The organism is Nannocystis bainbridge, assembly GCF_028368995.1.
GTDB classification, from domain to species: Bacteria; Myxococcota_A; Polyangia; order Nannocystales; family Nannocystaceae; genus Nannocystis; species Nannocystis bainbridge.
Map to the genome: position 1 here is coordinate 71319 of NZ_JAQNDL010000004.1, position 23973 is coordinate 95291.

The window sequence follows — 23973 nt, forward strand, 5'->3', positions numbered from 1 at the left end:
TGTCCCCAAGGTCAGTCGCGATAATCGATGATCGGCCAGTCGGCGTCCTTGGCGCTGCGGCGCAGGACGAAGTCGGGGTTGACCGCGCACGGGCCACCGACGCGCGACAGCAACAGCATGTCGGGGCCGTGGGCCCCGTAGGCGCTGCAGCGCGCCAGCTCGAGGTCGTGGGCGGCGGCGTAGTCGTCGAGCCAGCGGCCGCCGACGTTCGAGCCGATGACCGGATCGAGCAGTCTGCCGGTGGCCTCGCTGTCCTCGAACTCGATGCGGTTGTAGACCAGCTCGTCGTAGTGCTTGAGGTGGCGCGAGAGCGGCTTCATGATCGGCTCGATGCTGTCGGACAGCAGCACGACCCGCCGACCCTCGGCCTTGAGGCGCTTGAGCAGCTCGACGCCCTGATCGAGGATGGTGTCCTTCAGGACGTCCTCGGCGTACTCCTCGCACAGGACCTCGACGCGGTCCTGGCTCATGCCGCGGATGGCGAGGTGGGCCAGGCGGTGGGCCAGGGCGCGGTCGGTCTGCCCGAGCAGGCGGTGGACCGGGGCGGCCAGACCGACGAGGCCGAGGCGGACGGCCCGCTCGCCGAACTTCTTGGCGTTGCCGGCCAGATAGGCCGCCGCGCTGAGCACGCCGCGGGCGAGCAGGATGCCTTCGACGCGGACGAATGCTGCCGTGTTGGTTTGTGTCATCGACCAGGCTCGCGGCCTAGTTAGCGCACCCGAGGCCGGCGTTACAAGCATGCGCGAGGTGACTCGAATGCCTGCGAAGGCCGCTGCGCAGGCCGGTTTACGCGTGCACGAGGCTTCGCAGGAAGGGCCGTAAACGGGGCCTGGCGCCCTCTCGCGCGGCTTTGGTGGCCTCGGTCGCGTGCGGCCGAGATAGTTGTGCGCTTGACTAAATAGTTGGTGATGTCGATTGATCGCGCGTTTAAGAAATTCCTTCGCCGTCGCGGCGGTCGGGGCATCACCGGTGGGACGCGCGTCGAGGTGCGCTATCGTGTGGCCGTGACCGCCCCGCTGCTCGTGTGCGCCGCCGAGGTCGAGGGCCGCGGGCTGGCCTCGCCGCTGTACCTCGGGGTCGGCAAGGTCGCGGCGGCGGTGGCGATGACGCGGGCGCTGCTCGAGCGGCGGCCGGCGTGGGTGCTGCTGTTCGGGGTCTGCGGCGCCTATCCCGAAGGACATGGCCCCGGGGGCAGGCTCGACGTCGGCGACGTGTGCCTGGTCGGCGACGAGTGGCTGGGCGACGAGGGGGTCGCGGTCGACGACGGGTTTTTGACGCTGGCGCAGCTGGGCCTGGGCTCGGTCGGGCCGCTCATGGCCGATGGCGGGCGCACGGCCGCGGCGGCGCGCTCGCTCGGGGCGCCGATCGTGCGCGGGGCGACGGTCAGCGGCTGCAGCGGGACGGACGCGAGCTCGCGGGCGCTGGCCGGGCGGACCGGGGCGACGGTGGAGACGATGGAGGGCGCAGCGGTGGCGTGGGCCTGCGCGGCCGCGGGGGTGCCGTGGGTGCAGCTGCGCTGCGTGAGCAACCGGACCGGCCAGCGCGCCGCTGGCGGGTGGGACCTGCCGCGCGCGGTGGCCGGGGTGCAGGCGGCGCTGCAGCGACTGCAGGCCGCAGACTGGGGGAACGAATGAGCGAGCCGCTGCCGATCGGGTTCTCGCCGTGTCCGAACGACACGTGGATGTTCGACGCGCTGGTCCGGGTGCCGGAGTTCGTGCCGGGGCTGCGGCCGCTGCCGTGGCTGGCCGACATCGAGGCGCTCAACGAGCGCGCGCTGGCCGGCGAGGCGCCGCTGCCGGTGACGAAGCTGAGCGCGCACGGGCTGTATTGGGTCGAGCGCGACTACCTGGTCTTGCGGACAGGTGCGGCGCTGGGCCGCGGCTGCGGGCCGCTGGTGGTGGCCCGCGAGAAGGCCGAGCTGGCGGCGCTGGCCGGGCGCAAGATCGCCATCCCGGGGGCCTATACGACCGCGCACCTGCTGCTCCGCTGCTTCGCGCCGGCGTCGGCGACGGTGGTGCCGATGCGCTTCGATCGCATCATGCCGGCGGTGGCGGCCGGGGAGGTCGACGCGGGGCTGGTGATCCACGAGGCGCGGTTCGTGTTCCGCGACCACGGGCTCGAGCAGGTGGCGGACCTCGGCGAGGTGTGGGAGGCGGCCACGGGGCTGCCGCTGCCGCTGGGGGTGATCGCGGCCCATCGCTCGCTGCCGGCCGGGCAGGTGCGCGCGGTCGAGGAGGCGATCGCCCGCTCGATCGCGGCGGCGGAGGCGGACCCGGCCGCGGCGTGGCCGTTCGTCAAGGCGCACGCGCAGGAGCTGAGCGACGAGGTGTGCCGGCAGCACATCGCGCTGTACGTCAACGAGTTCTCGCGCGACATGGGCGCGGAGGGCGCGGCGGCGCTCGAGGAGCTGCGGCGGCGCGGGCAGGCGGCCGGGCTGCTGCCGCGCTGAGGGGGCGAGGTTGTCGCGCCGGGGGGCGGACCTCGGCGAGGCGAGCGTCATCGGGCATATCGCCGAGGACATGCCGTCGGGGCATGCTCCTCAGGACATGATGTCGAGGACATGTCGCGCGGGACATGTCCTGAAAGGACTCAGGGGGCCAGGGCCTCGAAGTAGAGGCGGCCGTCTCGCTCCTGGGCCTGCACGCCGAAGGCCGCGCCGAGGAGCTCGGGGCTGAAGACGTCGCCGCAGGGGCCGACGCGGGCGCGGCCGGCGGCGAGCAGGATGGCGTCGTCGGCGTGGCGGCGGGCGAGGTCGAGGTCGTGCTCGGCGACGAGCACGGCCACGCCCTCGCGCGCGAGGGTCCGCAGGTGGCGGTAGAGGCCGAGCGCGTGGCCGATGTCGAGGCCGGCGGCCGGCTCGTCGAGGATGACCACGGCGGCCTCGGCGGCGAGCATGCGCGCGAGCATGACGCGCTGGCGCTCGCCGCCGCTGAGCCGGCCGATCGGGCGGTCGGCGAAGGCGGTCAGGCCGAGGCGCGCGAGCGCGGCGTCGGCGGCGTCGGCGTCGGCGGCGCGCGGCGGACCGAAGCGGGGAAGGTTGGGCAGACGGCCGAGGAGGACGACCTCCCGCACGTGGAGGTCGAACTCGACGGGGGAGTGCTGCGGCAAATAGGCGAGCCGGCGAGCGCGAGCCGACGGGGCGAGCTCGGCGAGGCGGTCGCCGAGCAGCTCGACGTGGCCGGCCTGCGGACGGTCGAGGCCGGCGAGGGTGCGCAGCAGGGTCGACTTGCCGGCGCCGTTGGGGCCGGCGACCACGCAGATCCGTCCCCGGCGGAGATCGAGGTCGAGGGCCTCGTAGAGGACCCGCTCGGCGAGCCGACAGGTCAGGCCGCGAGCGGCGAGGGCGGGCGCCTCGGTCATGCAGGGCATTAATAGGAGGGAGGTGGGGGGGCCGGGCAAGCCCGCAGGCAAGAGGTGGCGCACGCGCGGGTGCGGGCGCGGCGGCGCGGGATCGACTAGTGTTCGCCGCATGTCGCTCGTCCAGCTCAGGGCCAGCAAGACGGCGCCGCCGCGAGACCTGCGGGCGTTCCTGCCGATGACGCGCGAGGAGATGGACGCGCGCGGCTGGGACGAGCTCGACGTGCTCCTCATCAACGGCGACGCCTACGTCGACCACCCGGCGTTCGGCGGGGCGCTGATCGGGCGGTTCCTCGAGGGCCGCGGGCTGCGGGTCGGGATGATCGCGCAGCCGCGCTGGGATGACCCGCAGGACATCTCGCGGCTGGGCCGGCCGCGGCTGTTCGTCGGCATCACCGCCGGCAACCTCGACTCGATGCTGAACAAGCTGACGGCGCAGAAGAAGATGCGCGGCGAGGATCAATACTCGCCCGACGGCGCGCTCGAGCAGCGGCCGAACCGCGCCAGCATCGTCTACTCGAACCTGGCCCGGCAGGCGTTCCCGGGGCTGCCGGTGGTGCTCGGCGGCATCGAGGCGAGCCTGCGGCGGATCGCCCACTTCGACTACTGGAGCGACCAGGTGCGCCGCAGCGTGTTGGTCGACAGCAAGGCCGACTTGCTGATCTTCGGCATGGGCGAGCGGCCGGTGTGGGAGGTCGCGCGGCGGCTCAAAGCCGGCGAGGACATCAGCACGATCCGCGACGTCCGCGGCACCGCGGTGATGCTGCCGAAGGGCCAGTGGGAGAGCCTGCCGAAGAGCCGCTACGTGCGCGACGGGCTGACGCTGCACCTGCCGAGCTTCGAGGCGGTGAGCGTCGACAAGGACGCGTTCCTCGAGATGTCGCGGGCGTTCCAGCACGAGACCAACCCGGGCAACGGGCGGCCGATGATCCAGCCGCACGGCGACCGGGCGCTCTACTGCAACCCGCCGGCGTACCCGCTCGAGATGCGCGACATGGACGCGCTCTACGACCTGCCGTTCGTGCGCCGGCCGCACTGGACCTACGCGGGCAGCAAGATCCCCGCGTTCGAGACGGTCAAGCACTCGATCGTGACGATGCGCGGCTGCTTCGGCGGCTGCACGTTCTGCTCGATCACCGAGCACGAGGGCCGCATCATCCAGTCGCGCTCGGCCGAGAGCGTGCTGCGGGAGATCCGGACGCTGCGGCGCATGGACGACTTCCGCGGCGTGATCTCGGACGTCGGCGGGCCGACGGCCAACATGTACCGGATGCGCTGCAAGAGCGAGCAGATCGAGAGCGCGTGCCGCAAGCTGTCGTGCGTGCACCCGGGCGTGTGCGAGAACCTCGACACCGACCACGGGCCGCTGGTCGACCTGCTGAAGAAGGTGCGCAAGTCCGAGGGTGTGCGGCGCGTCTTCATCGCCTCCGGCGTGCGCTACGACCTGGCAGAACGATCTCCGGCGTTCATCCGCGAGCTCGCCACGCATCACACCGGCGGACAATTGTCCGTGGCGCCCGAGCACGTGAAGGACGACGTGCTCGCCAAGATGAAGAAGCCCGGGGTCGCCAGCTACGAGCGCTTCGCCGAGCAGTTCACGTGCGCGAGCGAGGCCGCGGGCAAGGACCAGCACCTGGTGCCGTACTTCATCTCCGGGCACCCCGGCAGCACGCTCGACGACATGGTCGATCTCGCGCTGTGGCTCAAGGCGCGAGGCGTACGGCCACGGCAGGTCCAGGACTTCATCCCCACGCCGATGAGCATGGCGACCTGCATGTACCACACGGGCCGCGATCCGTTCACGCGCGAGCCGGTCTACACGGCCAAGGAGCTGCGCGAGAAGAAGCTGCAGAAGTCGCTCCTTCTTTACTGGGATCCAGCGCAGCACCACCTCGCCCGCGAGGCGCTGCGGCGAGCGGGACGGCAAGGGCTCATCGGTCACGCGCCGTCGTGTCTGGTGCCGCCGGAGGGAGGAGGAGCGACGCGTACACACGGCGCGTCGTCTGTCCCCAACACCAGGCGGCCGCGGCGCGGGCTCGGGGCCGCCGGGCCGTGAACCACTCGGACCGATGGCCGCGCCGGCCGGGTCCGAACGCCGCGCCGACGTCGTCCGAAGAGGTTCGCCCGCGCCCCCGCTAGATCACGTTCAAGCGCGAGGACGGTAGTTCCGCGTCACAGCCGAGATGGCTAAGATGCCCCAACTTTATGACGATGATGCGGCGTGCGACGCGAGTGTTGGCGACTGTCACTGTGATCTCGAGCCTGGCTGCCTGTGAATCGCTGCTCGAGCCGAAGACCAAGGTCGCGCTGGCCATTTCGCATCACGGCACGCGCAACACCAGCGGGGTCCTGCCGAACTACGGCGAGCCCGACGCGGCCCGCGTGTTCGTCAACGACATGGGCTGGGAGGTCAACCTCGCCGAGGGCGTCATCGTGATGACCGCGGCCCAGGTCGAGTCGTGCGCCGGCGAGAGCTTCGACTTCGAGCTGCCGTACGGCCCGTTCCCCGAGTACCAGCTGTCGCAGGATCAGGACCTCGTCGACTTCGCCTCCGTCGAGCTGCCCGAAGGGACATATTGCAAGCTGCGCGTCGAGTACGGCCGCTACCAGTCGTCGCTGGCCGAGCAGGCGTTCGACACGCCGTACGCGCTCAAGGGCCACGCGCAGGTCGAGGGGCTGACGGTCTATCTGGCCGGCACGGCGAAGGATCCGTCGGGCAAGCACGAGGGCGCCAACTGGAAGTTCCAGACCAACCAGACCAGCATCGTCGAGCTCGACCTCAGCAAGGCCGAGGACGGGCGGCCGTTCGCGATCACGGGCAAGGAGCCGGGCGGCAGGGCGCTGACGGTCGCCAAGACCTATGACGCGTTCTTCCGCGGGATCGATTTCGCGGACTACGACACCGAGGCGGTGAGCGGCCGCCTGCTCGAGGTGCTCAACGCCGACACGTACGTGCGCGTCGGCTCCCAGATCTTCTGAGCCCGGCCAGCGCCATCAGCACGCACAGGCCGAGCGCGCCGCCGGTGTCACCACCGGCGGCGCAGCTGCATCCGTCGTCGCGGTTCGGGTCGGTGACCAGGCAGTCGCACGCCTCGCAGGTGTCGGTGCGGAGGTCGACACCTGTCTCTTGGTTCAGCCAGCACAGGGCGGCGTACGGGATGGCGTAGAAGCCGCCCTTGCCGCACGTGTAGCCGCGCGAGGTGACGCCCGCGAGCACGACCTCGCCGGTGCGGAGGGTGACGAACGCGGGGCCGCCGGAGTCGCCCTGGCACGAGTCCTGGCCGTCGCCGCCGGCCTGAAACTCGAGGCCGGTCGCGCTGAAGCGGACGATCTCGACCTCGACCTGGCGCTTGAAGCCGTTGAGGTTCTTCTCGTCGTCGCCGAAGCCGACCACGGTGATCGGGGCGCCGATGTACATGGCGTCGTCCCAGTCGGCCTGGGCGGTGAGCGGCCGCGTCGGCGAGACGCCGGCGAGCGGCTCCTCGAGCTCGACGTAGCCGTAGTCCCAGATGTCGACCTTGCACACGTCGGTGTCGGTGCCGCAAAACTCGGGATGCGAGCCGTGGCCGGCGACGGCGACGACCTGCTGGAAGTCGGACCACACGTCGTCGCCGACGACGACGTGCATGCGCGCGGGCGAGGGGTTGCTGTCGAGGCAGTGCGCGGCGGTCAGCACGATCGTCGGGCTGACGAGCGTGCCGGTGCACATGGTGTCGCCGATGAGGATCGCCACGGTGCTCGACCACGAGCCCGGCGCGACCTTCTCCCCGCCGTAGATCGGCGTGGGCGCGGGCACGGGCGCGGTCCACGGAGTCGGCGAAGCGAGGAGGGCGACGAGGCCGAGCTGCAACATGCGATAAGAATAACCCGGGTGGGCGGCGATCCACGGCGATCTGCGGCGATCCGGCCCGCGTACCGCGCAAACGGTGTCGCGGATCGAAAATGCCCGGAGGCGCGAGCATGGACCCGGGACAGCGCCGCTGCGATCTGCTACCGATCGCCAGACCGACCCGGGGAGGCGCGTGCCGACGAATCTCTTCGCTTATCCGAACCTGGTCTCGGAGCCAGGTCAGCTCCCGCTTCGCTCGCAGCTCGACCACGACTTCACCGACGCGCTGGCCCACATCGCCCGGATCCGCACCCGCCGGCGGCTCGAGCGAGACCCGGTGTTCCGCACGATCCGCCCGCAGCTCGATCGGGTGCTCCGCGGCTTCGAGTGGGACCTGGAGCCGACGCTGGGGCACTCGCTGGCGCCACGACGGCCGGGGCTCGTGCGTGCGGTGGCGTGGAATGTCGAGCGCGGCAAGCGCTTCGAGGGCCTGCACGCGCTCCTCACCGGCGACCCGGAGCTGTCGGCCGCCGACCTGCTGCTGCTGACCGAGGTCGACATCGGCATGGGTCGCTCGGGCAACCGCAACGTGCCGAAGGAGCTCGCCCACGCGCTCGGCATGGGCTACGTGTTCGCCAACTATCACCTGGTGCTGGTCGAGGGCGATCGCGGCGAGCGCGGCCACGGGGTGCCCAACACCAAGGCGATGCACGGCTGCGCCCTGCTGACGCGCTTCCCGGTGCTCCGCTTCGAGGCGGTCGAGCTGCTGGAGCGGCGCGACAAGTTCCACGCGACCGAGAAGCGGATCGGCAACAAGCGCGCGCTGCTGTGCGAGCTGCTGCTGCCCGACGGGCCGCTGACGGTGGCGCTGGTCCACCTCGATCCGTTCGCGGGGCCGCGCGACCGGGCCCGCGACATCCGCGAGATCGTCACCCGCCTGCGTGAGTTCGGCGGCGAGCGCATGCTGCTCGGCGGCGACCTCAACACCAATACGTACGACCTCAGCAGCGGCCGCGGCCTGGCGTACAACTTCTTCTACAAGCTGACGCGCTTCGGCATCGAGGGCATGGCGGCCCAGTACATGAAGCCGGAGGAGCACTTCGAGCGGGCCGTGTTCGCGGCGATGCGCGAGGGCGGGTTCGAGATCGACGGCTTCAACGACTTCACCCGCGGGACCATCTACTACGACATCTACGACCCGGAGATCTTCCGCAAGGCGCTCGACTACATGCCCAAGGCGATGCGCCGGGTGATGTGGACGTACCTCGAGCGCCGATTGGCGCCGTGGGGCGGGCGGGTGCCGCTGCGCGTGGACTGGTTCGCGGGCAAGGGCCTGCGCCCGCGCGAGCCGCAGGTGATCGAGCGCCCGGTGGCCGACGGCAAGCTGGTGTCGGACCACAACCCGATCGTGGTCGACCTCGAGCTCGGCGCCATGGCGCCCGGCGACGAGCCGGAGGAGTGAGACCGATCGGGCATGTCCAAAGGGGCATGTCCGAACAGGAATGTCTGAAGGGGCATGGTCTTCGGGAAATGTCCTGAAGACCATGCGCGGTGCGGGCAGGCAGGGGCGCCAACCCGCGGGCGACAGGTCAGCTCTGGGGCTTGCTGTCCGCAGAGACAGGCGGAGGCGGCGCGGCGAGCAGGTCGGTGCCGACCTTGCGGGCGAGCGACAGGACCTCGCCGATCCCGCGGGCGACCATCGCGGACGGATCGGCGCCCTCGCCGAACGCGGTGATGTTGACCTCGCCGAACTTGTGCGCGAACGCGCCGGCGATCGCGGGCAGGCCGGTCTCGACCAGGGCCATGCGGATCCGGTCGTCGGAGACGAGGTTGTCGACCTCGCGCGCGGCCCGGGCGACGGCCGCCCGCACCTCGCCGGCCAGGCGCTCGAGCTGCAGCTCGCGCTCCTTGAGCCGCGCCGCCGCGGCGCTCTCGAGGTCCTTCAGCTCGGTGTTGGCCTTGTTGCGCTGCATCGCCAGCGCCGCACCGAGCTCGACCTCGCGTTGCTGGGTCGCGTGCTTGACGTCGAGCAGCTGGCGCTCGGCCTCGGCGTACTTGCGCTCGCGCGCGAGCTGAGCCAGCCGCACGGCCTCGGCCTGGGTCGCCTTCTCCTGCTCGATCTGGGTCTTGGCCCGCAGCTCACCGAGCAGGCGCGCCTGCTCGCGGGCGCCTCGCTCCTCGGCGAGCTCGGTGGCGGCCTTGAGCTCGGCGAGGGCTCGCAGTTGGTCGCGCACGCGCTGCTCCTCGGCGGCGCGCGCAGCCAGCTCCTCGCGCTTGGCGGCCTCGGCGAGCTCGGTCTGCATGGTGCGGCTCTCGGCCTGGGCCTTGAGCTCGCGGGTCGCGGTCTCGCTGGCGATCCGGGCCTCCTCGATCTGGCGCGCCGAGGTGGCCTCGAGGGTGGCGACCTCGCGGGCGCTCTCCATCTCGGCCATGCGGGCGCGCAGGGCCAACTCGGCGCGGAACCTGGCCTGCATGTCCTGGAACACGGTGTCGGACAGGATCTGGACGTTCTGGATCTCGACGGTGTCGAGGATGACGCCCCAGCCCGAGGCGGAGGTGTCGTCGGTGCGGCCGCGGCCCTCGACGATCGGCACCAGCTCGGACATGAGCTCGCGCGCGATCGACTCCTTGCGGCGCGTCATGGCGTCCTCGACGCGCAGGTTGGCGACGAGGCGGCGCGTGGCGCCGACGAACATCTCGGTGAGGATCTCGCCGAGCTTCTCCTGCGCGCGCTCGCTGTACGAGAAGTTGAGCATGCGGAAGGTCAGCTCGGGCTCGGCGATCCGGTAGACGGCGAGGCCGGTGATCTGCACGCCGACCTTCTCGAGGGTGACCTGATCGGCGGTGAACTGAAGGCGGTTGATGGTGGTCGGGATGACGGCGACGCTGTCCCACGGCCACTTGAAGCAGCTCGCGCCCTGACCGGTGCTGGGGCGACGGATCCGCCCGCGGCGGACGTGGATGAGGTACTCGCTGGGCTTGGCGGTGATGAAGCCCCAGCGCTTCATCTTCTCGGGGTCCTCCACGGGCTTGCCCTGGCGCCAGGCGTGGTCGGTGGGAGCGGGCATGGTGGGGGCGGGCTTGGCTGTCATCGTTCGACTCCTGCGCGAGTCCCCTTAGCAGGCGCCGTGCCAGCGGCCGTGACGGGCCCGTGACGCGGTGTCTCTGGCGTGGAGGCCGGTCGTCAGGCTCGCGACGGTGGGGCGGGGGTGTATCGAAACGAGACGGGTGGATCGTTCTGAGGCACCTGCTGCGAACGGCCGATGCGGACCGGCTCAGGCGCGGATCTTGAGGGTCTTGATCTTGCGCAGGAGGGTGGCCCGGCCGATGCCCATGGCCCGCGCGGCGCCGCTGCGGTTGCCGTCGTGGGCGGCGAGGACGGCCTCGATGTAGAGCTTCTCCATCTCGTCCCAAGAGAGGCGGGCCAGGTCGGGGCCGCCGCGACCGGCCTTACGGCCCGCGGGCGGGAGCTCGCGCGGGTCGGCAGGCAAGGGCAGGTCGGCGACCTCGATGGCGTCGCCGGTGCTGAGGACGACGGCGCCCTCGATGCAGTTCTCGAGCTCGCGGATGTTGCCGGGCCAGCTGTGGGCGTGCAGGCGGGCGAGCGCGGGCGGTGCGAAGCGCACGACGGGCTTGTTGTGGCGCTGGGCAAAGTTGGCGAGGAAGTGGTAGGCGAGCTGCTCGAGGTCCTCGGGGCCGCGCTCGCGCAGCGGCGGCATGGCCAGCGAGAGCACGCGCAGGCGGTAGTAGAGGTCCTCGCGGAAGCGCTGGCGCGCGACCATGTCCTCGAGGTTGCGGTTGGTGGCGGCGAGGATCCGGACGTCGACCTTGAGGGTCTTGCGCCCGCCGACCCGCTCGAACTCGCGGTCCTGCAGGACCCGCAGCAGCTTGCTCTGGAGAGTGAGGGGGACCTCGCCGAGCTCGTCGAGGAAGACGGTGCCGCCGTCGGCGGCCTCGAACTTGCCGACGCTGCGCTGGTCAGCCCCGGTGTACGCGCCGCGCTCGTGGCCAAAGAGCTCGTTTTCGATCAAGGTGGCAGGCAGCGAGGCGCAGTCGACGGCGACGAAGGGCCGGCCGGCGCGCGGGCTGTTGTAGTGGATCGCCCGCGCGATCAAGCCCTTGCCAGTGCCGGTCTCGCCGGTGATGAGGACCGTGGCGTCGGTGCCGGCCGCCCGTGTCACGAGATCGTAGACGCGTCTCATCCGTGCGCCGCCGCCGACGACGCCGTTGAAGCGGTAGCGCAGCGGTCCGCCGGTGGGGGCCCGCAGCTGTCCATAAAGACTGGTGCTCTCGACGAGCATGGCGACCTGGCTGGCGAGGGCGCGCAGCAGGGCCTCGTCGTCGTCGTCGAAGGCGGCGCCCTTCTTGTTGAGCAGCTGGAGCACGCCGAGGATCTCGCCGGCGCGATCGAGGACCGGGACGCACAGCATCGAGCGCGTGGCGTAGTTGGTGGCGCGATCGATGGCGCCGTAGAAGCGCGGGTCGCCCTCGGTGTGCGAGAGGTTGATGGCCTCGCCAGTGCGCGCGACGTGACCGGCGATGCCCTGACCCACCTTGAGCCGGATCTCGCGCAGCTCCGGCAGGTGCGCGGCCTTGCTGAACAGCTCGCCGCGAGCCCGATCGACGAGGTAAAAGGTGCCGCGATCGGCGTCCATGGCCCTGGTGACGGTGTCGATGACCTGCTCGAGCAAGGCGTCGAGGTCGACCTCGCGGCGCACCAGCTCGCCGAGCGCGAACAGCACGCTGTCACGATCGACGCGCGTGCGCCGCGGAGTGGCGTCGCCGGTCGCCGGTTTCGCAGGTCTCTTGCGCGCTGCTGGCTCCATTCGAGCGAGTGTATCAGAATGAGACGGTGGCTCAAACCGACGCGTGGGTTCGCGCACCGGGCTTCGCGCGCATGGATCCGCGAGAGCGGCGCATGGAGCCGCGCCGCACGGATGCAGGCGGTTGACGTCCGCGCAGGCGCCACGCGATAAAAATCGCCATGCGAAAGATTGAGAGCTTGAAGGTGCTGGGGATCGGGGCGCTCGTGGGCGCGCTCCTCGTGGTGGGGTGCGGCGACGACAAGAACGGCGACACGACCGCGGACACGATCACGGAGACCGGCACGCCGACGGGCACGGAGAGCGGCACCTCGACGAGCACGGAGACCGGCGTGCCGACGGGCACGGAGACCGACACTTCGACGGGCACCGAGACCGAGACGGGGACGAGCACCGACACGCCGACGACCTCGGACACCGAGGGCGGGGCGATGTGCAACCCGAAAGTCCAGGACTGCCCGAGCGGCCAGAAGTGCGTGGCCTTCGACTCGATGGCGATGAACTACTGGGACGCCAACAAGTGCGTCGAGGAGCCGATGAACGGCGGGGCGGTCGGCGACCCATGCAACATCAACATGGGCGAGTCGGTGTTCAGTGGGCTCGACAACTGTTCGAAGGGGACGATCTGCCTCAACTTCGATTTCGCCACCGGCCAGGGCGGGACGTGCACGGCGTACTGCGGCGAGGGCAACACCTGCGGCGACGGTGAGCTGTGCCTCGAGTCGGCGAACGAGGGGGTGCTGCCGGTCTGCCTGAAGTCGTGCGACCCACTGCTGCAGGACTGCGGCGACATGCAAGGCTGCTACGGCGACCCGTCGTTCGGCGGCTTCATCTGCTTCGCGCCCGACCCCGGTGAGAACATCGGCGACGACAACTCGCCGTGCGAGTACACGAACGCGTGCCTGGCAGGCTTCAGTTGTCAGGCAGCCGAGACGGTCGAGGGCTGCATGGGCGCGATGGGCTGCTGCACGCCGTACTGCTCGATCGCCGACGGCGACGCGGACTGCGCCCCGAGCGAAGACTGCGTGGCGTTCTTCGCCGACCCTCCGCCCGGTACGGAGGATGTCGGGGTGTGCGTGATCCCGAGCTGAGGAAGCGCGAGGCGTGAGCGCCTCGTCGGAGCGATCGAAGGAGCCGCGACGAGCTCGTCGCGGCTCTTTTGTCGTGACGCCTCGTCGGTGAGAGCGCAGGGTCGCGACGAGGAGCACCGCGGATCTCGGAGTGCGTCGCGGGGCGTCGGGATCGAGGAACGCAAAGAGCCGCGACGAGGATCGTCGCGGCCCCGGGAGCGCGCGTCGTGACGCGATGACGATCAGTTGGCGGCGCGCGCGTTGGGACGAGCGAAGATCCGGTCGAAGGCGTCCTGGACCTCCTCGGACATGTCGGTGGGGGCACCGAAGCCGATGAGGTAGAAGGGACGGTCGCGCACGGTGACGCGCCAGACTTGCATCGGCTGGCCGTCAGTCAGCTCGTCGATGAGGCCGGCGCGCAGAGTCGCGGGCTCCTCGACGTAGAGGGGGGCGACGGCCGCGACGCGGCTGCCGAGGTCCTTGTCGCCGGTGCCCGAGAGGAACAGACCCTCGTGCGTGGCGAGCGTGAGGTGCTCCAGGCCGGTCCGCTGGGCAACGGCCCGAAGGTAGAGATCCCCGGCGGTCCAGGGGCTTTCGCTGCGATCTTGGCGTCGTTCGTGCGTCATCCGACAAAAACTCCGGTGTGGGTGATGTAGGATAAACGCCGACCGACGCCGGGACAAAATTTCGGCGGAACGTGAGGCGCTCAGGGCGAGCGCCGCGCGCTTTTGCCCGTCTCGGGCTTCGGCGCCTCGCCAAACACCTCTCGCAGCACCTGGTCGGCCGGGATGAGCTCGACCTCGTCCCGATCGAGCTCCGCCATCCGCTGCTTCAGCGCCTTGCCCAGGGGGACCTCGTCGGCGTCCGTGAGCATTCGCGAAGGGCGCCTTGCAAAAGAATCGCTCGTCATTGCGATTCCGTAGCATGACGCGCGATGTTGAGCTGGGAAAAAGTGTCGGTCTCCATCCCGACGCCCGAAGAGAGACCGAAGAGGCGTGCGCTTTTGCCGCGCAACTCGGGCCCTTCCACGTGCGGCGGCTCGAGCTGGCCATCCGCCATGCCTTCGAAGCCATGGCCCGATTCCCCAGCGCCTGGCCGCCGTACCTCTTCGGCACCCGGCGCTGTTTCCTCCTCGGGCTGCCGTACTTCTTCGTCTACCGCAAGCGGCGGCGCGTCGAGGTGGTGGCGCTTTGCCATCACCGGCAACGGCCGGGGCTGTGGCGGCAGCGGCTGTCAGAAGATTTGCCAGTCGATCGCCGGGTGGCCGATGTCCTCGAGAGCGGCGTTGATGGCCGAGAACGGCCGGCTGCCGAGGAACTTTGGGCCCTTGCCGAGGATCGGCGAGGGGTGGGGAGCGACCAGGATGCGGTGGCGGCGCTCGTCGATGAGGGCGGCCTTCTTCCTGGCGAAGTCACCCCACAGCGCGAACACCAGCGGCTCGCTGCGGCCGCTCAGGGCGCGGATGACGGCGTCGGTGAACTTCTCCCAGCCCTTGTTCTTGTGCGAGCCAGGCGTGTGGGCGCGGACGGTGAGGACCGTGTTGAGCAGCAGGACGCCCTGCTCGGCCCACGACTGCAGGTTGCCGTGGGTCGGGACGCCGGCCCCGAGGTCCGCCGCCAGCTCCTTGAAGATGTTGGCCAGCGAGGCGGGAGGCTTGACCCCCGGCAGGACCGAGAAGCAGAGGCCGTGGGCCTGGCCCTCGTCGTGGTACGGGTCCTGGCCGAGCACCACGACCTTGACCTGCTCGAACGGGGTCAGCTCGAAGGCGCGAAACAGGTCTTCTTCGGGTGGATAAACCGTATTGTTTTCGCGGTCATGGCTGACGAAGTCGACGAGGTCCTTGAAGTATGGCTTGGCCATCTCCTCGGCCAGTACGCCGTGCCAGCTGCCAGGCAAGGTCCAGTTGCCGTAGCCGTACATGCGGGACCTCCTAGGCGATCCGGCGGATGGTCTCGGACAGCAGGGCCACACCGAAGCCCGTGCCGCGGTTCTTGGGGAAGCTCGGGCCGGCCAGGTCGATGTGGCACCACTGCGCCTTGGTGTCGTCCATGTGCCAGTAGACGAACTGCGCGGCGCAGGCCGACTGGGCGTTCATGCGATTCTTTACGGAGTTGACCATATCTGCAATATTGCTCTCGAATTCTTGCTTGTAGAATTCGGGCGCGAACGGCAGCGGGTGGACCAGGTCGCCCGAGTGCTTGCCGGCGGCGATGATGGTCTGCTCGAGCTGCTCGTCGTTGCTGACGACGACGGCGTGCAGCAGGCCGGTCGAGATCATCTGGGCGCCGGTGAGGGTGGCGGCGTCGAACACGATCTCGGCGCCCAGGACCCGCGCGGCGTAGCTGACGCCGTCGGCGAGCAAGAGGCGGCCCTCGGCGTCGGTGTTGTTGATCTCGACCGTCTTGCCGGAGTGCATGCGCAGGATGTCGTCGGGCTTGTAGGCGCCCGGGCCGACCGCATTCTCGGCGATGCAGAGGACCAGCGACAGCTTGTGCTTGCAAGCATTGGCGGCCAGCACGCAGAAGGCCCCCAGCACCGCGGCCGCGCCGCCGCAGTCGCCCTTCATCGTGTTCATCGCCCCGCTGATCTTGAGACTGAGGCCGCCGGTGTCGTAGGTGATGCCCTTGCCGACCAGGGCGATCGAGCGGCCGCCGCCCGCGGCCGGCGTGTACTGGGCGATGAGCATGCGCGGCGGCTTGACCGCGCAGCGGCCGACGGCGTGGAGGCCGGCGAGGCCCTCCTGGAGGAGGGCGTCGCCGACGATCTCGCGCACCTCGACCCGGGGAATCGCGGCCAGCAGTTCGCGCGCGCGAGTTGCGAACTCCTCGGGATTGAGCTCGGTCGGCGGGGTGTCGACGTGCAGCGCGGCGACCCGTGTGGCGTGCATCGTCGACTCGACCTCGGGCGGGATCGGGATCGGTTGGCCCGCGAGGTCGAGCGCCAGGATCTGGACCTCGGCGCCGCTGCTCGCGCCGCTCTTGCTCGAATACAACGGCAGCGCGCGGCCGATGGCGTTGACGGTGGCGAGCAGGTGCGCGGGGTCAGGCAGGATGACGACGATGCCGGCCTTGCTGCCGCCGAGGTCCGCCCCGGCCACCACCCGCCGCACGCTCTCGGCGCGGCTCGGCGAATTGTAGCGAGAACCGTGGTCCGGGAGCACGCCGAGCAGCAGGCGCCGCGGCTCCCCGATGCCGGTCAGGGTGCCGGACACCGACCCGAGCTCGCCCGGCTTGGTGTCACGCGCGAGTTCGGCGAGCAGCGCCTGCGCCGGCGCCGGCAAGAACGCCGGCAACTCGCCGGAGAGGACGCTTGCCGCCGCGACGACGAGGACGGCGCGGCTGCCGTGGAGCAGAGCGGGAATGGTCGGGGCGAAGCTCAGGGTCGTGGGCACGGCCGGGAGCATGCCACAAGCCGTCGACCGCGTCGTCCCGCGCCTCTACGCGCGCGCCATTGCGGCGACTGCCGCCGGGTTTTGCCGAAGACGCGCAAGACCGGGGGAAGGTGTGTTAACGTCACAGGGTCCCCCGAGAAGCCATGAGCAAACCGGAAGACCAAGCACAAGCAGACCCCCTGCTGGGGACGACTTTCGCTCGGCGCTATCTGATCGAGCGCCGGCTCGGCCGCGGTGGGATGGGCGTCGTGTACCAGGCGACGCAGATCGATCTGAATCGTACGGTGGTCCTCAAGGTGCTGGCGCCCGATTGGGTCGGCGACTCGGAGGCCCTGGCCCGCTTCGAACGCGAGGCCCGCGGGCTGTCCAGCCTGCAGCACCCGAACATCGTGACCATCCACGACTTCGGCAAGGTCGACGGCCGGGCCTTCATCGTCATGGAGTACGTCCAGGGCGAGACGCTCGACCGCTTTGTCCGCCGCCGCAACCACCTCGTGCTTGGCGACTTCGTGCCGATCGCGGCGCAGGTGCTCAAGGGCCTCGGCGAGGCTCACTCCCGCGGCATCATCCACCGCGACATCAAGCCCGCCAACATCATGCTGTGCGAGCGGCAGGGGCGGGCCAACTACGTCAAGATCCTCGACTTCGGGCTCGCCAAGCTGGTGTCCGGCTCGTCCGACATCACCAAGCAGAACGTGCTCGGGACGCCGACCTGCCTGTCGCCGGAGCAGATCCTGGGCGAGAAGATCGACCAGCGCGTCGATGTTTACGCGGTCGGCATCCTGTTCTACTTCATGCTGACGGGCGTGATGCCGTTCCAGGCCGACAACGACGCGTCGGTCCTGTACAAGCACGTCCACGAGAAGCCGCAGCCGATCCAGGATCTGCTGCCGGCCGACAGCGGGGCACCCGAGGGGGTGCTGGAGCTCATCAGCCGGTGTCTCGAGAAGAGCCGCGAGCGCCGGCCCCGCGACGCCAACGAGGTGGTCGAGGGGCTCATCGATCAGGTGCCGTTCTCGATGTTCCGCCTGCCGCGGGCGCAGCCGCGGACCGAGCCGCTGGAGCCCGAGGAGCCGCAGAGCAGCACCGAGCACAGCAAGCCGATCCCGTCGCCCGAGAACATCGTGGTCGGCACGTTCGGCCGGCCGCGGTCGGCACCGGCCGCGGCGGCCGCGCCGCTTGCGCAGGGGATCCCGGGTGGGCCGCAGACGATGCCGTCGTCGGTGATGCCGATCACGGCTCAGTTCCCGCAGGCCACGCTCGACCAGCTCAAGGCCCAGGGTATCCCGCTCGAGGGCGGCAGCCTGGTGCAGAGCCAGGACGGGCGCACGCTGCTGGTGGTCGGACCGCAGGCGCAGGAGGCCGCGGCTCGGCAGCGCACGCTGAACCTCGTCTACGGCGGGGTCGCGGCGCTCACGGTGATCGCGCTGCTGGTGTTCGTGTTCGGCGGCGGGCCAGGCGAGGCCGAGGCCGACCGCCCGGAGGTGGCGACCCGCGACGAGGGCGGGCGCGAGCAGCTCGAGGGCAACCTCGACAAGATCGCGCAGCTCATCGACGAGGGCAAGCTGCCGCAGGCGGAGCGCAAGCTCGAGAGCGCGGAGGAGGAGTTCGCCCGCGACCCCGAGCTGTCCGACCGAGCCGACGAGCTGCGGTCGCGGCTCGAAGTGATGAAGGCGCTGGCCAGCGCCCGCAAGCACGAGCGCGACGGCGATCGCATCAGCGCGGTCAAGGGCTACCGCGACGTGCTGGCGCTCGACGCCGGCAACGGCGAGGCCAAGCAGCGGATCAAGGGGCTCTACCCCAACCTCAACCCCGACATGGGGTTTGCGATCATCACGATCCGCTCGGCGCCGGTGACCGCGGAGGTCACGCTCGACGGCGGGCCGCTCGGCTCGACCCCGATCGAGGTGCCGCTGCACGCCGGCAAATACACCATCTCGCTCACGGCGCCGGGGTATGGGCCGATGCAAACCGCGCTGAGCGTCAGCGCGGCCAAGGACCAGCCCTACGATTACATGCTCAGCAAGTCGGGGGCGCCGGCGAACCCCCAGCCGCAGGTCGAGCAGCCCAGGCAGCCCACGGGCGGCGGGACCAAGCGGCCCGTGGGCGGCGGGACCAAAAAACCGCCCGACGGGCAGGTCAAGCCGCGGCCCAACCCTGCGCCGGACGACGATTTGTTGCCGGTCGGTCCCAGCAAAAAGCGGTAGTCTCCAGCTCTCGGGTTCGCGAGGGTCGCGCGCGTCGACCCGCCCTGAAGGCCCCCCAATGAACAAGCCGATCGTCACTCTCGTGGCCGCTGCTGTCCTCGCCTCGAGCATGCCCGCCCGCTCGGCAGCGGCTGCGGTGTACGTCCCGATCGCCGTGCGCGCGGCGCTGGCCCAGCCGGCGCCGACCGACGCGAACGGCGAGACGTTCGAGAGCCTGGCCGAGCAGGCGCGGGCCAAGTACCGCGAGAAGGACTACGCCGGCGCGGTCGTGCTGTTCGAGCGGGCCTACGCGCTCCAGCCCGACCCGGCGATCCTCTTCAACATCGGCCGGATCCAGGAGCAGGCGAACAACGTCGACGCGGCGATCGCCTACTACCAGAAGTTCATCGCCGACGAGTCGGTCGACATCGGCTTGCGCGACACGGCGCTGCAGCGGCTCGCCACGCTCGAGAAGATCGTCGAGATCCGCGAGAAGGAGTCGGCGAAGTCCAAGCCGAAGCCCGAGCCGAACAAGCAGCCGGAGACCGACCAGCCGGTCGGACCGCAGGTGGGGCCGCAGACGCCGCCGAGCGACGACAAGGCGGCGCAGAACCGGGCCAAGATCATGCGGCCGATCGGCTACACGATGGCCGGCGTCGGCGCGGCGCTGCTGATCGGCGGCGGGGTCGCGGGTGGCCTGGCGAAGGGCCAGGAGAACAATTTCGAGGGCGCGGAGACGCTCGACGAGCAGCGCGAGGCCGGTCGAAAGGGCAGGTCGCTGGCGGCCACCGCCGACGGGCTGTTCATCGCCGGCGGCGTGCTCGCCGTGGTCGGCCTGGTCCTCATGTTCGTGCCCAAGGCGCGCAAGTCGAAGGCCGTACAGGCGATGCAGCCCAAGGTCTCGCCGAGCCAGCTCGGGCTCGGTTACGTCTATCGGTTCTGAGCCGCGAACGCTGGAGCTTTGCGACCATGTCGTCTGTCTTCTCGCATCTGCTGGTCCGGTTCTCTGTCTGCGGCGCTCTCGGGGTGATCGCGGGCGCGTGCTCGGCAACCCTCGACTTCACCGAGTGCTACGACGACGCCGACTGCGCGTCGTTCTTCGACGACGACAAGCCGATGTACTGCGCAGGCAGCGTCTGCCAGACGCGCGAGAAGGGCTGCGACGCCAACTCGCAGTGCGCGGGCCTCGGCGAGGCGTTCATCTGCGCGACCTCGAGTGCGCCGCGCAAGTGCGCGTCGACGACGTCCGACGAGTGCGGCGCGCCGATCTATCCCGGCGGGGAGGTCAGCGACGACGTCGCGTTCATCGGCGTGATGCTGCCGAAGACCGGCGCCGACGCCGAGCTCGGCGAGGCGATGGAGAAGGGCGTGCTGGCGGCGGTCGAGGAGTTCAACGCCAGCGGCGAGCTGCCGAACGGCGACAAGATCGCGCTGGTCGTGTGCGACACCAAGGGCGAGGTCGCGTCGGCGACGTCGGCCGCGCGTCACCTCGGCGACACGCTGACGATCCCGGTCCTCATCGGCCCGGTCGACGACCTCGAGTTCACCGCGGTCGTCGATCAGGTGACGTTCGCCCAGGGCGTCAACGCGTTCACGATGGGGCCGATGGTCACGGCCGACATGACCGAGCTCGACACCACGACCGGCAGCGGCCTGGTGTTCCAGGCGATGGCCGGCGCCAAGTACCAGGGCCCCGCGCTGGGCGCCCGGATCGGGGCCGACTTCACCGGCGACCCGACGGCCGACGCGGTCCTGCTGCTGTCGGAGGACGCCTACGGCTACGGGCTCTACAACGCGGTGGCGACCGAGGACACGAGCCCCAAGCAGATCCCGCAGGTCCCGGGCAGCCAGTTCATCGCCTCGTACCGCGGGCTCGACGACGCGGCCAAGGGCGCCAAGGGCAAGCTCGACACGGCGCTCAAGACCTTCCCGGCGCCGCCGATGCTGATCCTGCTCGGACGCTCCGAGGTGGCCGAGATCATCAAGCACTACAAGTCCACCGGCGCTCCGCTGCCGCAGAAGATCTACGTGCCGAAGCGGGCGATGCCGGCGGTCGCGGCGCTGAAGGATCCGGAGCTCGTCGACATCGTCGTCGCCATCGCGCCGGAGCTCGACACGCCGCAGCTGGCCAAGCTGCGGACCCGGCTCGGCGAGTCGGACCTCGCGCCCGAGGCCGCGCTGGCGTACGACGCGACCATGGCGTCGCTGTTCGGCATGGCCGCGGTGAAGGCCGACATCATCGTCGGCCTGCGCGTCGCCGACGCGTTCAAGAAGCTGTCCGACAAGGCCGGCGCCGCGATCGATTTCGGCACCGGGCCGAAGATGTTCGTGCCCGCGGCGCTCACGGCGTTCCAGTCGAACAAGACCGTCGACCTGGTCGGCATCACCGGCGCGCTCGACTTCGACACCCGCGGCGAGGTGTGCAGCCCGATCGCCGCCTACAAGCTCGACGGCAAGGGCGGCTGGACGAAGACCGCCGTGTACACGCCGGCCTGCCCGGATGCCTCCGGCACCTGGGCGCCCGCGCCCTGAGGCGAGGCGCCCGCAGGAGGTGACCGCCAGGACATGTCCTGGCGGTCATGCTGCTTTCGGGCACCGTGTCGCGCGGTCGCCGAGGCGCGCTCGGCGGCCATGGCTCAAGGGACATGCTCGAACGGGCATGTCCGCTCGGACATGCCCGTGTGGACATGCCTCGAAGGTCAGCCGAACAGGCTCGGGTCGAGCGCGCTCTCGTCGTTCGACTGGATGCTCTTGCCGAGGGCGATCGCCTGGGGGAGCAGGGCGGCGACGAAGAACTCGAGGTTGCGCTGCTTGCCGACCAGGAGCGGCTCGTCGCCGCGGGTCTCGCGGAGGCGGGCGGCGACCAGCGCCTGCTCGACGGTCTCGAGGGCGAGCAGGACCAGGCCGAACATGCGGGTGAACGGGACGGCCTGCGTCATCGCGGCCTCGACCTTGCGCGCCTTGCCGAGGCCCGCGAGGTGCATCGCGCTGGCGGCCAGCAGCTGCACGGCCTTGCCGATCGCCTCGGCGGGGCCGGCGAGCCCGGCCTCGGCGGCGACGGTGAGCCGGCCCTGGGCCTCCTGCATCCAGTCGATGAACAGCGCGCCGCCGCTGACCCGCAGCTTGCGGCCGACCAGGTCCATCGCCTGGATGCCGTTGGTGCCCTCGTAGATCGAGCAGATCTTGACGTCGCGGACGAGCTGCTCGACGGGGTACTCGCCGATGTAGCCGTAGCCGCCGTAGACCTGGACCGCGCTGACTGCGACCTCGAAGCCGAGGTCGGTGCAGGTGGCCTTGAGGATCGGCGTGAGCAGGTCGACGCGGCCGCGCAGGCGCTCGCGCTCGGCCGGGTCCTCGGCGGCGTGCTCGCGGTCGACGACCAGCGCCATGCGCAGCAGCAGCGACCGCATCGCCTCGACGTAGACCTTCTGCGTCATCAGCATGCGGCGGACGTCGGGGTGCTGGACGATCGCCACGCTCGGCGCGTCCTGGCTGCGAGCCTCGCGGATCGACTGGCCCTGGATCCGCTCGTGGGCGTAGCCGCGGGCGAAGTTGTAGGCCGCGGCCGCGATCGCGTGGCCCTGCACGGCGACGCCGAGGCGCGCCTCGTTCATCATCAGGAACATCAGCTCGATGCCCTGGTTCTCCTGGCCGAGCAGGACGCCGCGGCACGGGGCGTCGCCGCCGAGGCCGAGCACGCAGGTCGAGGAGCCGTGGATGCCCATCTTCTCCTCGATGCGCAGGACGGTGGCGCCGTTGCGGGCCCCGAGCGCGCCGCCGGCGTCGAACTCGAACTTCGGGACCATGAAGAGCGACAGGCCCTTGGTCCCCTTGCCGGCGTTCGGGGTGCGGGCGAGCACCAGGTGGACGATGTTGGCGGTGAGATCCTGGTCGCCGCCGCTGATGAAGATCTTCTCGCCCTCGAGCAGATAAACGCCGGGCTCATCCGTGGGGGTGGCACGACAGCGGTTGTCGCCGACCGAGCTGCCGGCGCCGGCCTCGGTGAGGCACATGGTCCCGCCCCACTCGCCGGTGAACATCTTGCGGGCGACCATCTCCCGCGTGGCCGCCGGGCCGTGGTCGACGATGACCCGCGCGGCGCCGACGGTGAGGCCGGGGTACATCATGAACGCCATGCAGGCGCCGCACAGCATCTCGCTCAGGCTGAGATGGATGGCGAAGGGCAGGCCGCTGCCGCCGAGCTCGCTGGGCGCCGAGGGCGCCAGCCAGCCGCCGTCGCGCAGGACCTCCCAGGCCTCGCGGTAGCCCTTCGGGGTCGTCACGTTGCCCTGGCCGTCGAAGTGGCAGCCCTCGCGATCGCCCGGGGCGTTGATCGGCGCCAGGACCTCCCGCGCCAGCCGCTCGCCCTCGGCGAGGGTGGCCTCGTAGACCTCGCGGTCGAGGTCGGCGAAGCGGGGGATCGCCGCGAGCTGCTCGTGGGCGGCGAGTTGGTCGAAGAGGACGAAATGGAGATCGCGGAGGTCGACGGAGAAGCTGGAGGTGCTCACGATTCCTCGCTTTGGGCCGCGGCGCGCAGGCGCCGTCGCACTGTGTTACTTCCTCGAACCGAGGGCGTCCAGGCCACAGGCACGGGCTCGCGCCGAAGTTCGGGGGATCGGGCCCCCAAAGCGGGCGGGCCTCGCTTCCACGCGGTTCGTGAGGATGCAACCGTCGGCGACGCGCCCCCGAGCGACGAGGACCGCCAAATTGTCACGCGTGGCGCAGGTGCTCCTGTTCAACAAGCCCTACGGGGTGCTGACCCAATTCACGGATCGCGAGGGGCGGCCGACGTTGGCGAATTTCATCGAAGTCCCGGGCGTCTACGCCGCCGGGCGCCTCGATTTCGACAGCGAGGGCCTGGTGCTGCTGACCGACGATGGGGCCTTGCAGCACCAGCTCAGCGATCCGCGCCACAAGTGGCCGAAGACGTATTGGGTGCAGGTCGAGGGCACGGCCCAGGAGACGGCGCTGGACCGCCTGCGGGCCGGGGTGGTCCTGCGTGACGGCCCGACCGCGCCCGCCGAGGTGAGGCTCATGGACCCACCGCCATTGTGGGAGCGAACGCCGCCGATCCGCACGCGGCTGTCGATCCCGACCTGCTGGTTGGAGCTGGTGCTGCGCGAGGGCCGAAACCGCCAGGTGCGGCGCATGACGGCCGCGGTCGGGCTGCCGACGCTGCGTCTGGTTCGCTGGGCGATCGGACCCTGGACGCTCGAGGGTCTCGCGCCAGGGCAGTGGCGGGCGCTCACGGCCGAGGAGGCGCGGTCCCGGGGTCCGCGCCAGCTTTTCCGCCCGCGGCGGCCGTGCTAGCGTCCGA

The 23973-nt window shown here is 70.5% G+C and carries 20 protein-coding genes and 1 pseudogene; 11 read left to right on the forward strand and 10 right to left on the reverse strand.

What is annotated here, in order from left to right; all coding sequences use genetic code 11:
• Positions 1-11: 11 nt before the first annotated feature.
• Positions 12-689: an HAD family hydrolase gene (locus tag POL25_RS37650; protein WP_272091216.1), complete on the reverse strand. Its 678-nt coding sequence runs from the start codon at positions 687-689 to the stop codon at positions 12-14.
• 315 nt (positions 690-1004) lie between these two features.
• Here POL25_RS37650 and mqnB point away from each other — a divergent pair, with 315 nt between their 5' ends.
• Together mqnB and POL25_RS37660 are read left to right on the forward strand one after the other, a co-directional pair.
• Positions 1005-1634 (forward strand): futalosine hydrolase, encoded by a 630-nt coding sequence (gene mqnB / locus POL25_RS37655; protein WP_272091217.1) that lies wholly within the window; start codon positions 1005-1007, stop codon positions 1632-1634.
• Complete coding sequence (locus POL25_RS37660) at positions 1631-2449, forward strand: 1,4-dihydroxy-6-naphtoate synthase (protein ID WP_272091218.1); 819 nt, start codon at positions 1631-1633, stop codon at positions 2447-2449. Before mqnB ends, POL25_RS37660 begins: the two co-directional genes overlap by 4 nt.
• Positions 2450-2589: 140 nt before the next feature.
• On the opposite strand, the gene POL25_RS37665 is transcribed toward POL25_RS37660, so the two are convergent.
• Positions 2590-3360 (reverse strand): ABC transporter ATP-binding protein, encoded by a 771-nt coding sequence (locus tag POL25_RS37665; RefSeq protein ID WP_272091219.1) that lies wholly within the window; start codon positions 3358-3360, stop codon positions 2590-2592.
• Between the two features lie 109 nt (positions 3361-3469).
• On the opposite strand from POL25_RS37665, the gene POL25_RS37670 reads away from it, so the two are divergent.
• Positions 3470-5413, forward strand: coding sequence for a YgiQ family radical SAM protein (locus POL25_RS37670; RefSeq protein ID WP_272091220.1), 1944 nt, complete (start codon positions 3470-3472; stop codon positions 5411-5413).
• A 194-nt stretch (positions 5414-5607) separates the two neighbouring features.
• On the forward strand, positions 5608-6336 hold the full coding sequence (locus tag POL25_RS37675) for a hypothetical protein (RefSeq protein ID WP_272091221.1): 729 nt from the start codon (positions 5608-5610) through the stop codon (positions 6334-6336).
• Here POL25_RS37675 and POL25_RS37680 read toward each other — a convergent pair.
• Complete coding sequence (locus tag POL25_RS37680) at positions 6293-7210, reverse strand: S1 family peptidase (RefSeq protein ID WP_272091222.1); 918 nt, start codon at positions 7208-7210, stop codon at positions 6293-6295. The two genes, POL25_RS37675 and POL25_RS37680, sit on opposite strands and share 44 nt — an antisense overlap.
• Positions 7211-7379: 169 nt before the next feature.
• Between POL25_RS37680 and POL25_RS37685 the strand changes: the two genes are divergently transcribed.
• On the forward strand, positions 7380-8648 hold the full coding sequence (locus POL25_RS37685) for an endonuclease/exonuclease/phosphatase family protein (protein ID WP_272091223.1): 1269 nt from the start codon (positions 7380-7382) through the stop codon (positions 8646-8648).
• A 127-nt stretch (positions 8649-8775) separates the two neighbouring features.
• Here the strand turns inward: POL25_RS37685 and POL25_RS37690 are convergent, their stop codons facing one another.
• Together POL25_RS37690 and POL25_RS37695 are read right to left on the reverse strand one after the other, a co-directional pair.
• Positions 8776-10278 carry an SPFH domain-containing protein gene (locus POL25_RS37690; protein WP_272091224.1) on the reverse strand — a complete coding sequence of 501 codons (1503 nt, stop codon included), beginning with the start codon at positions 10276-10278 and terminating at the stop codon, positions 8776-8778.
• Between the two features lie 183 nt (positions 10279-10461).
• Positions 10462-12012 carry a sigma-54-dependent Fis family transcriptional regulator gene (locus POL25_RS37695; protein WP_272091225.1) on the reverse strand — a complete coding sequence of 517 codons (1551 nt, stop codon included), beginning with the start codon at positions 12010-12012 and terminating at the stop codon, positions 10462-10464.
• 158 nt (positions 12013-12170) lie between these two features.
• Between POL25_RS37695 and POL25_RS37700 the strand changes: the two genes are divergently transcribed.
• Positions 12171-13100 (forward strand): hypothetical protein, encoded by a 930-nt coding sequence (locus POL25_RS37700; RefSeq protein WP_272091226.1) that lies wholly within the window; start codon positions 12171-12173, stop codon positions 13098-13100.
• 221 nt (positions 13101-13321) lie between these two features.
• Here POL25_RS37700 and POL25_RS37705 read toward each other — a convergent pair whose 3' ends face one another.
• Positions 13322-13705 carry a hypothetical protein gene (locus tag POL25_RS37705; RefSeq protein WP_272091227.1) on the reverse strand — a complete coding sequence of 128 codons (384 nt, stop codon included), beginning with the start codon at positions 13703-13705 and terminating at the stop codon, positions 13322-13324.
• Positions 13706-13785: 80 nt separating this feature from the next.
• Positions 13786-13953 (reverse strand): hypothetical protein, encoded by a 168-nt coding sequence (locus tag POL25_RS37710; RefSeq protein WP_272091228.1) that lies wholly within the window; start codon positions 13951-13953, stop codon positions 13786-13788.
• 50 nt (positions 13954-14003) lie between these two features.
• Here POL25_RS37710 and POL25_RS45105 point away from each other — a divergent pair.
• Positions 14004-14228 (forward strand): annotated as a pseudogene (locus POL25_RS45105) (hypothetical protein); the annotation flags it as partial.
• Positions 14229-14312: 84 nt separating this feature from the next.
• Here the strand turns inward: POL25_RS45105 and ung are convergent.
• Entirely contained in the window at positions 14313-14999 is a 687-nt protein-coding gene (gene ung / locus POL25_RS37720) for a uracil-DNA glycosylase (RefSeq protein WP_272091230.1), read from the reverse strand.
• Positions 15000-15009: 10 nt separating this feature from the next.
• Positions 15010-16470 carry a leucyl aminopeptidase family protein gene (locus POL25_RS37725; RefSeq protein ID WP_272091231.1) on the reverse strand — a complete coding sequence of 487 codons (1461 nt, stop codon included), beginning with the start codon at positions 16468-16470 and terminating at the stop codon, positions 15010-15012.
• Between the two features lie 143 nt (positions 16471-16613).
• On the opposite strand from POL25_RS37725, the gene POL25_RS37730 reads away from it, so the two are divergent.
• From POL25_RS37730 to POL25_RS37740, 3 genes are read left to right on the forward strand one after another with little or no spacing between them, the layout of a single operon-like run.
• On the forward strand, positions 16614-18677 hold the full coding sequence (locus tag POL25_RS37730; RefSeq protein WP_272091232.1) for a serine/threonine-protein kinase: 2064 nt from the start codon (positions 16614-16616) through the stop codon (positions 18675-18677).
• Positions 18678-18735: 58 nt separating this feature from the next.
• Entirely contained in the window at positions 18736-19599 is an 864-nt protein-coding gene (locus POL25_RS37735) for a tetratricopeptide repeat protein (protein WP_272091233.1), read from the forward strand.
• A gap of 26 nt (positions 19600-19625) precedes the next feature.
• Positions 19626-21188 (forward strand): ABC transporter substrate-binding protein, encoded by a 1563-nt coding sequence (locus POL25_RS37740; RefSeq protein ID WP_272091234.1) that lies wholly within the window; start codon positions 19626-19628, stop codon positions 21186-21188.
• Positions 21189-21355: 167 nt separating this feature from the next.
• Here the strand turns inward: POL25_RS37740 and POL25_RS37745 are convergent, their stop codons facing one another.
• On the reverse strand, positions 21356-23164 hold the full coding sequence (locus POL25_RS37745) for an acyl-CoA dehydrogenase (protein ID WP_272091235.1): 1809 nt from the start codon (positions 23162-23164) through the stop codon (positions 21356-21358).
• A 154-nt stretch (positions 23165-23318) separates the two neighbouring features.
• Between POL25_RS37745 and POL25_RS37750 the strand changes: the two genes are divergently transcribed.
• On the forward strand, positions 23319-23966 hold the full coding sequence (locus POL25_RS37750; RefSeq protein ID WP_373372141.1) for a pseudouridine synthase: 648 nt from the start codon (positions 23319-23321) through the stop codon (positions 23964-23966).
• Positions 23967-23973 lie beyond the last annotated feature (7 nt).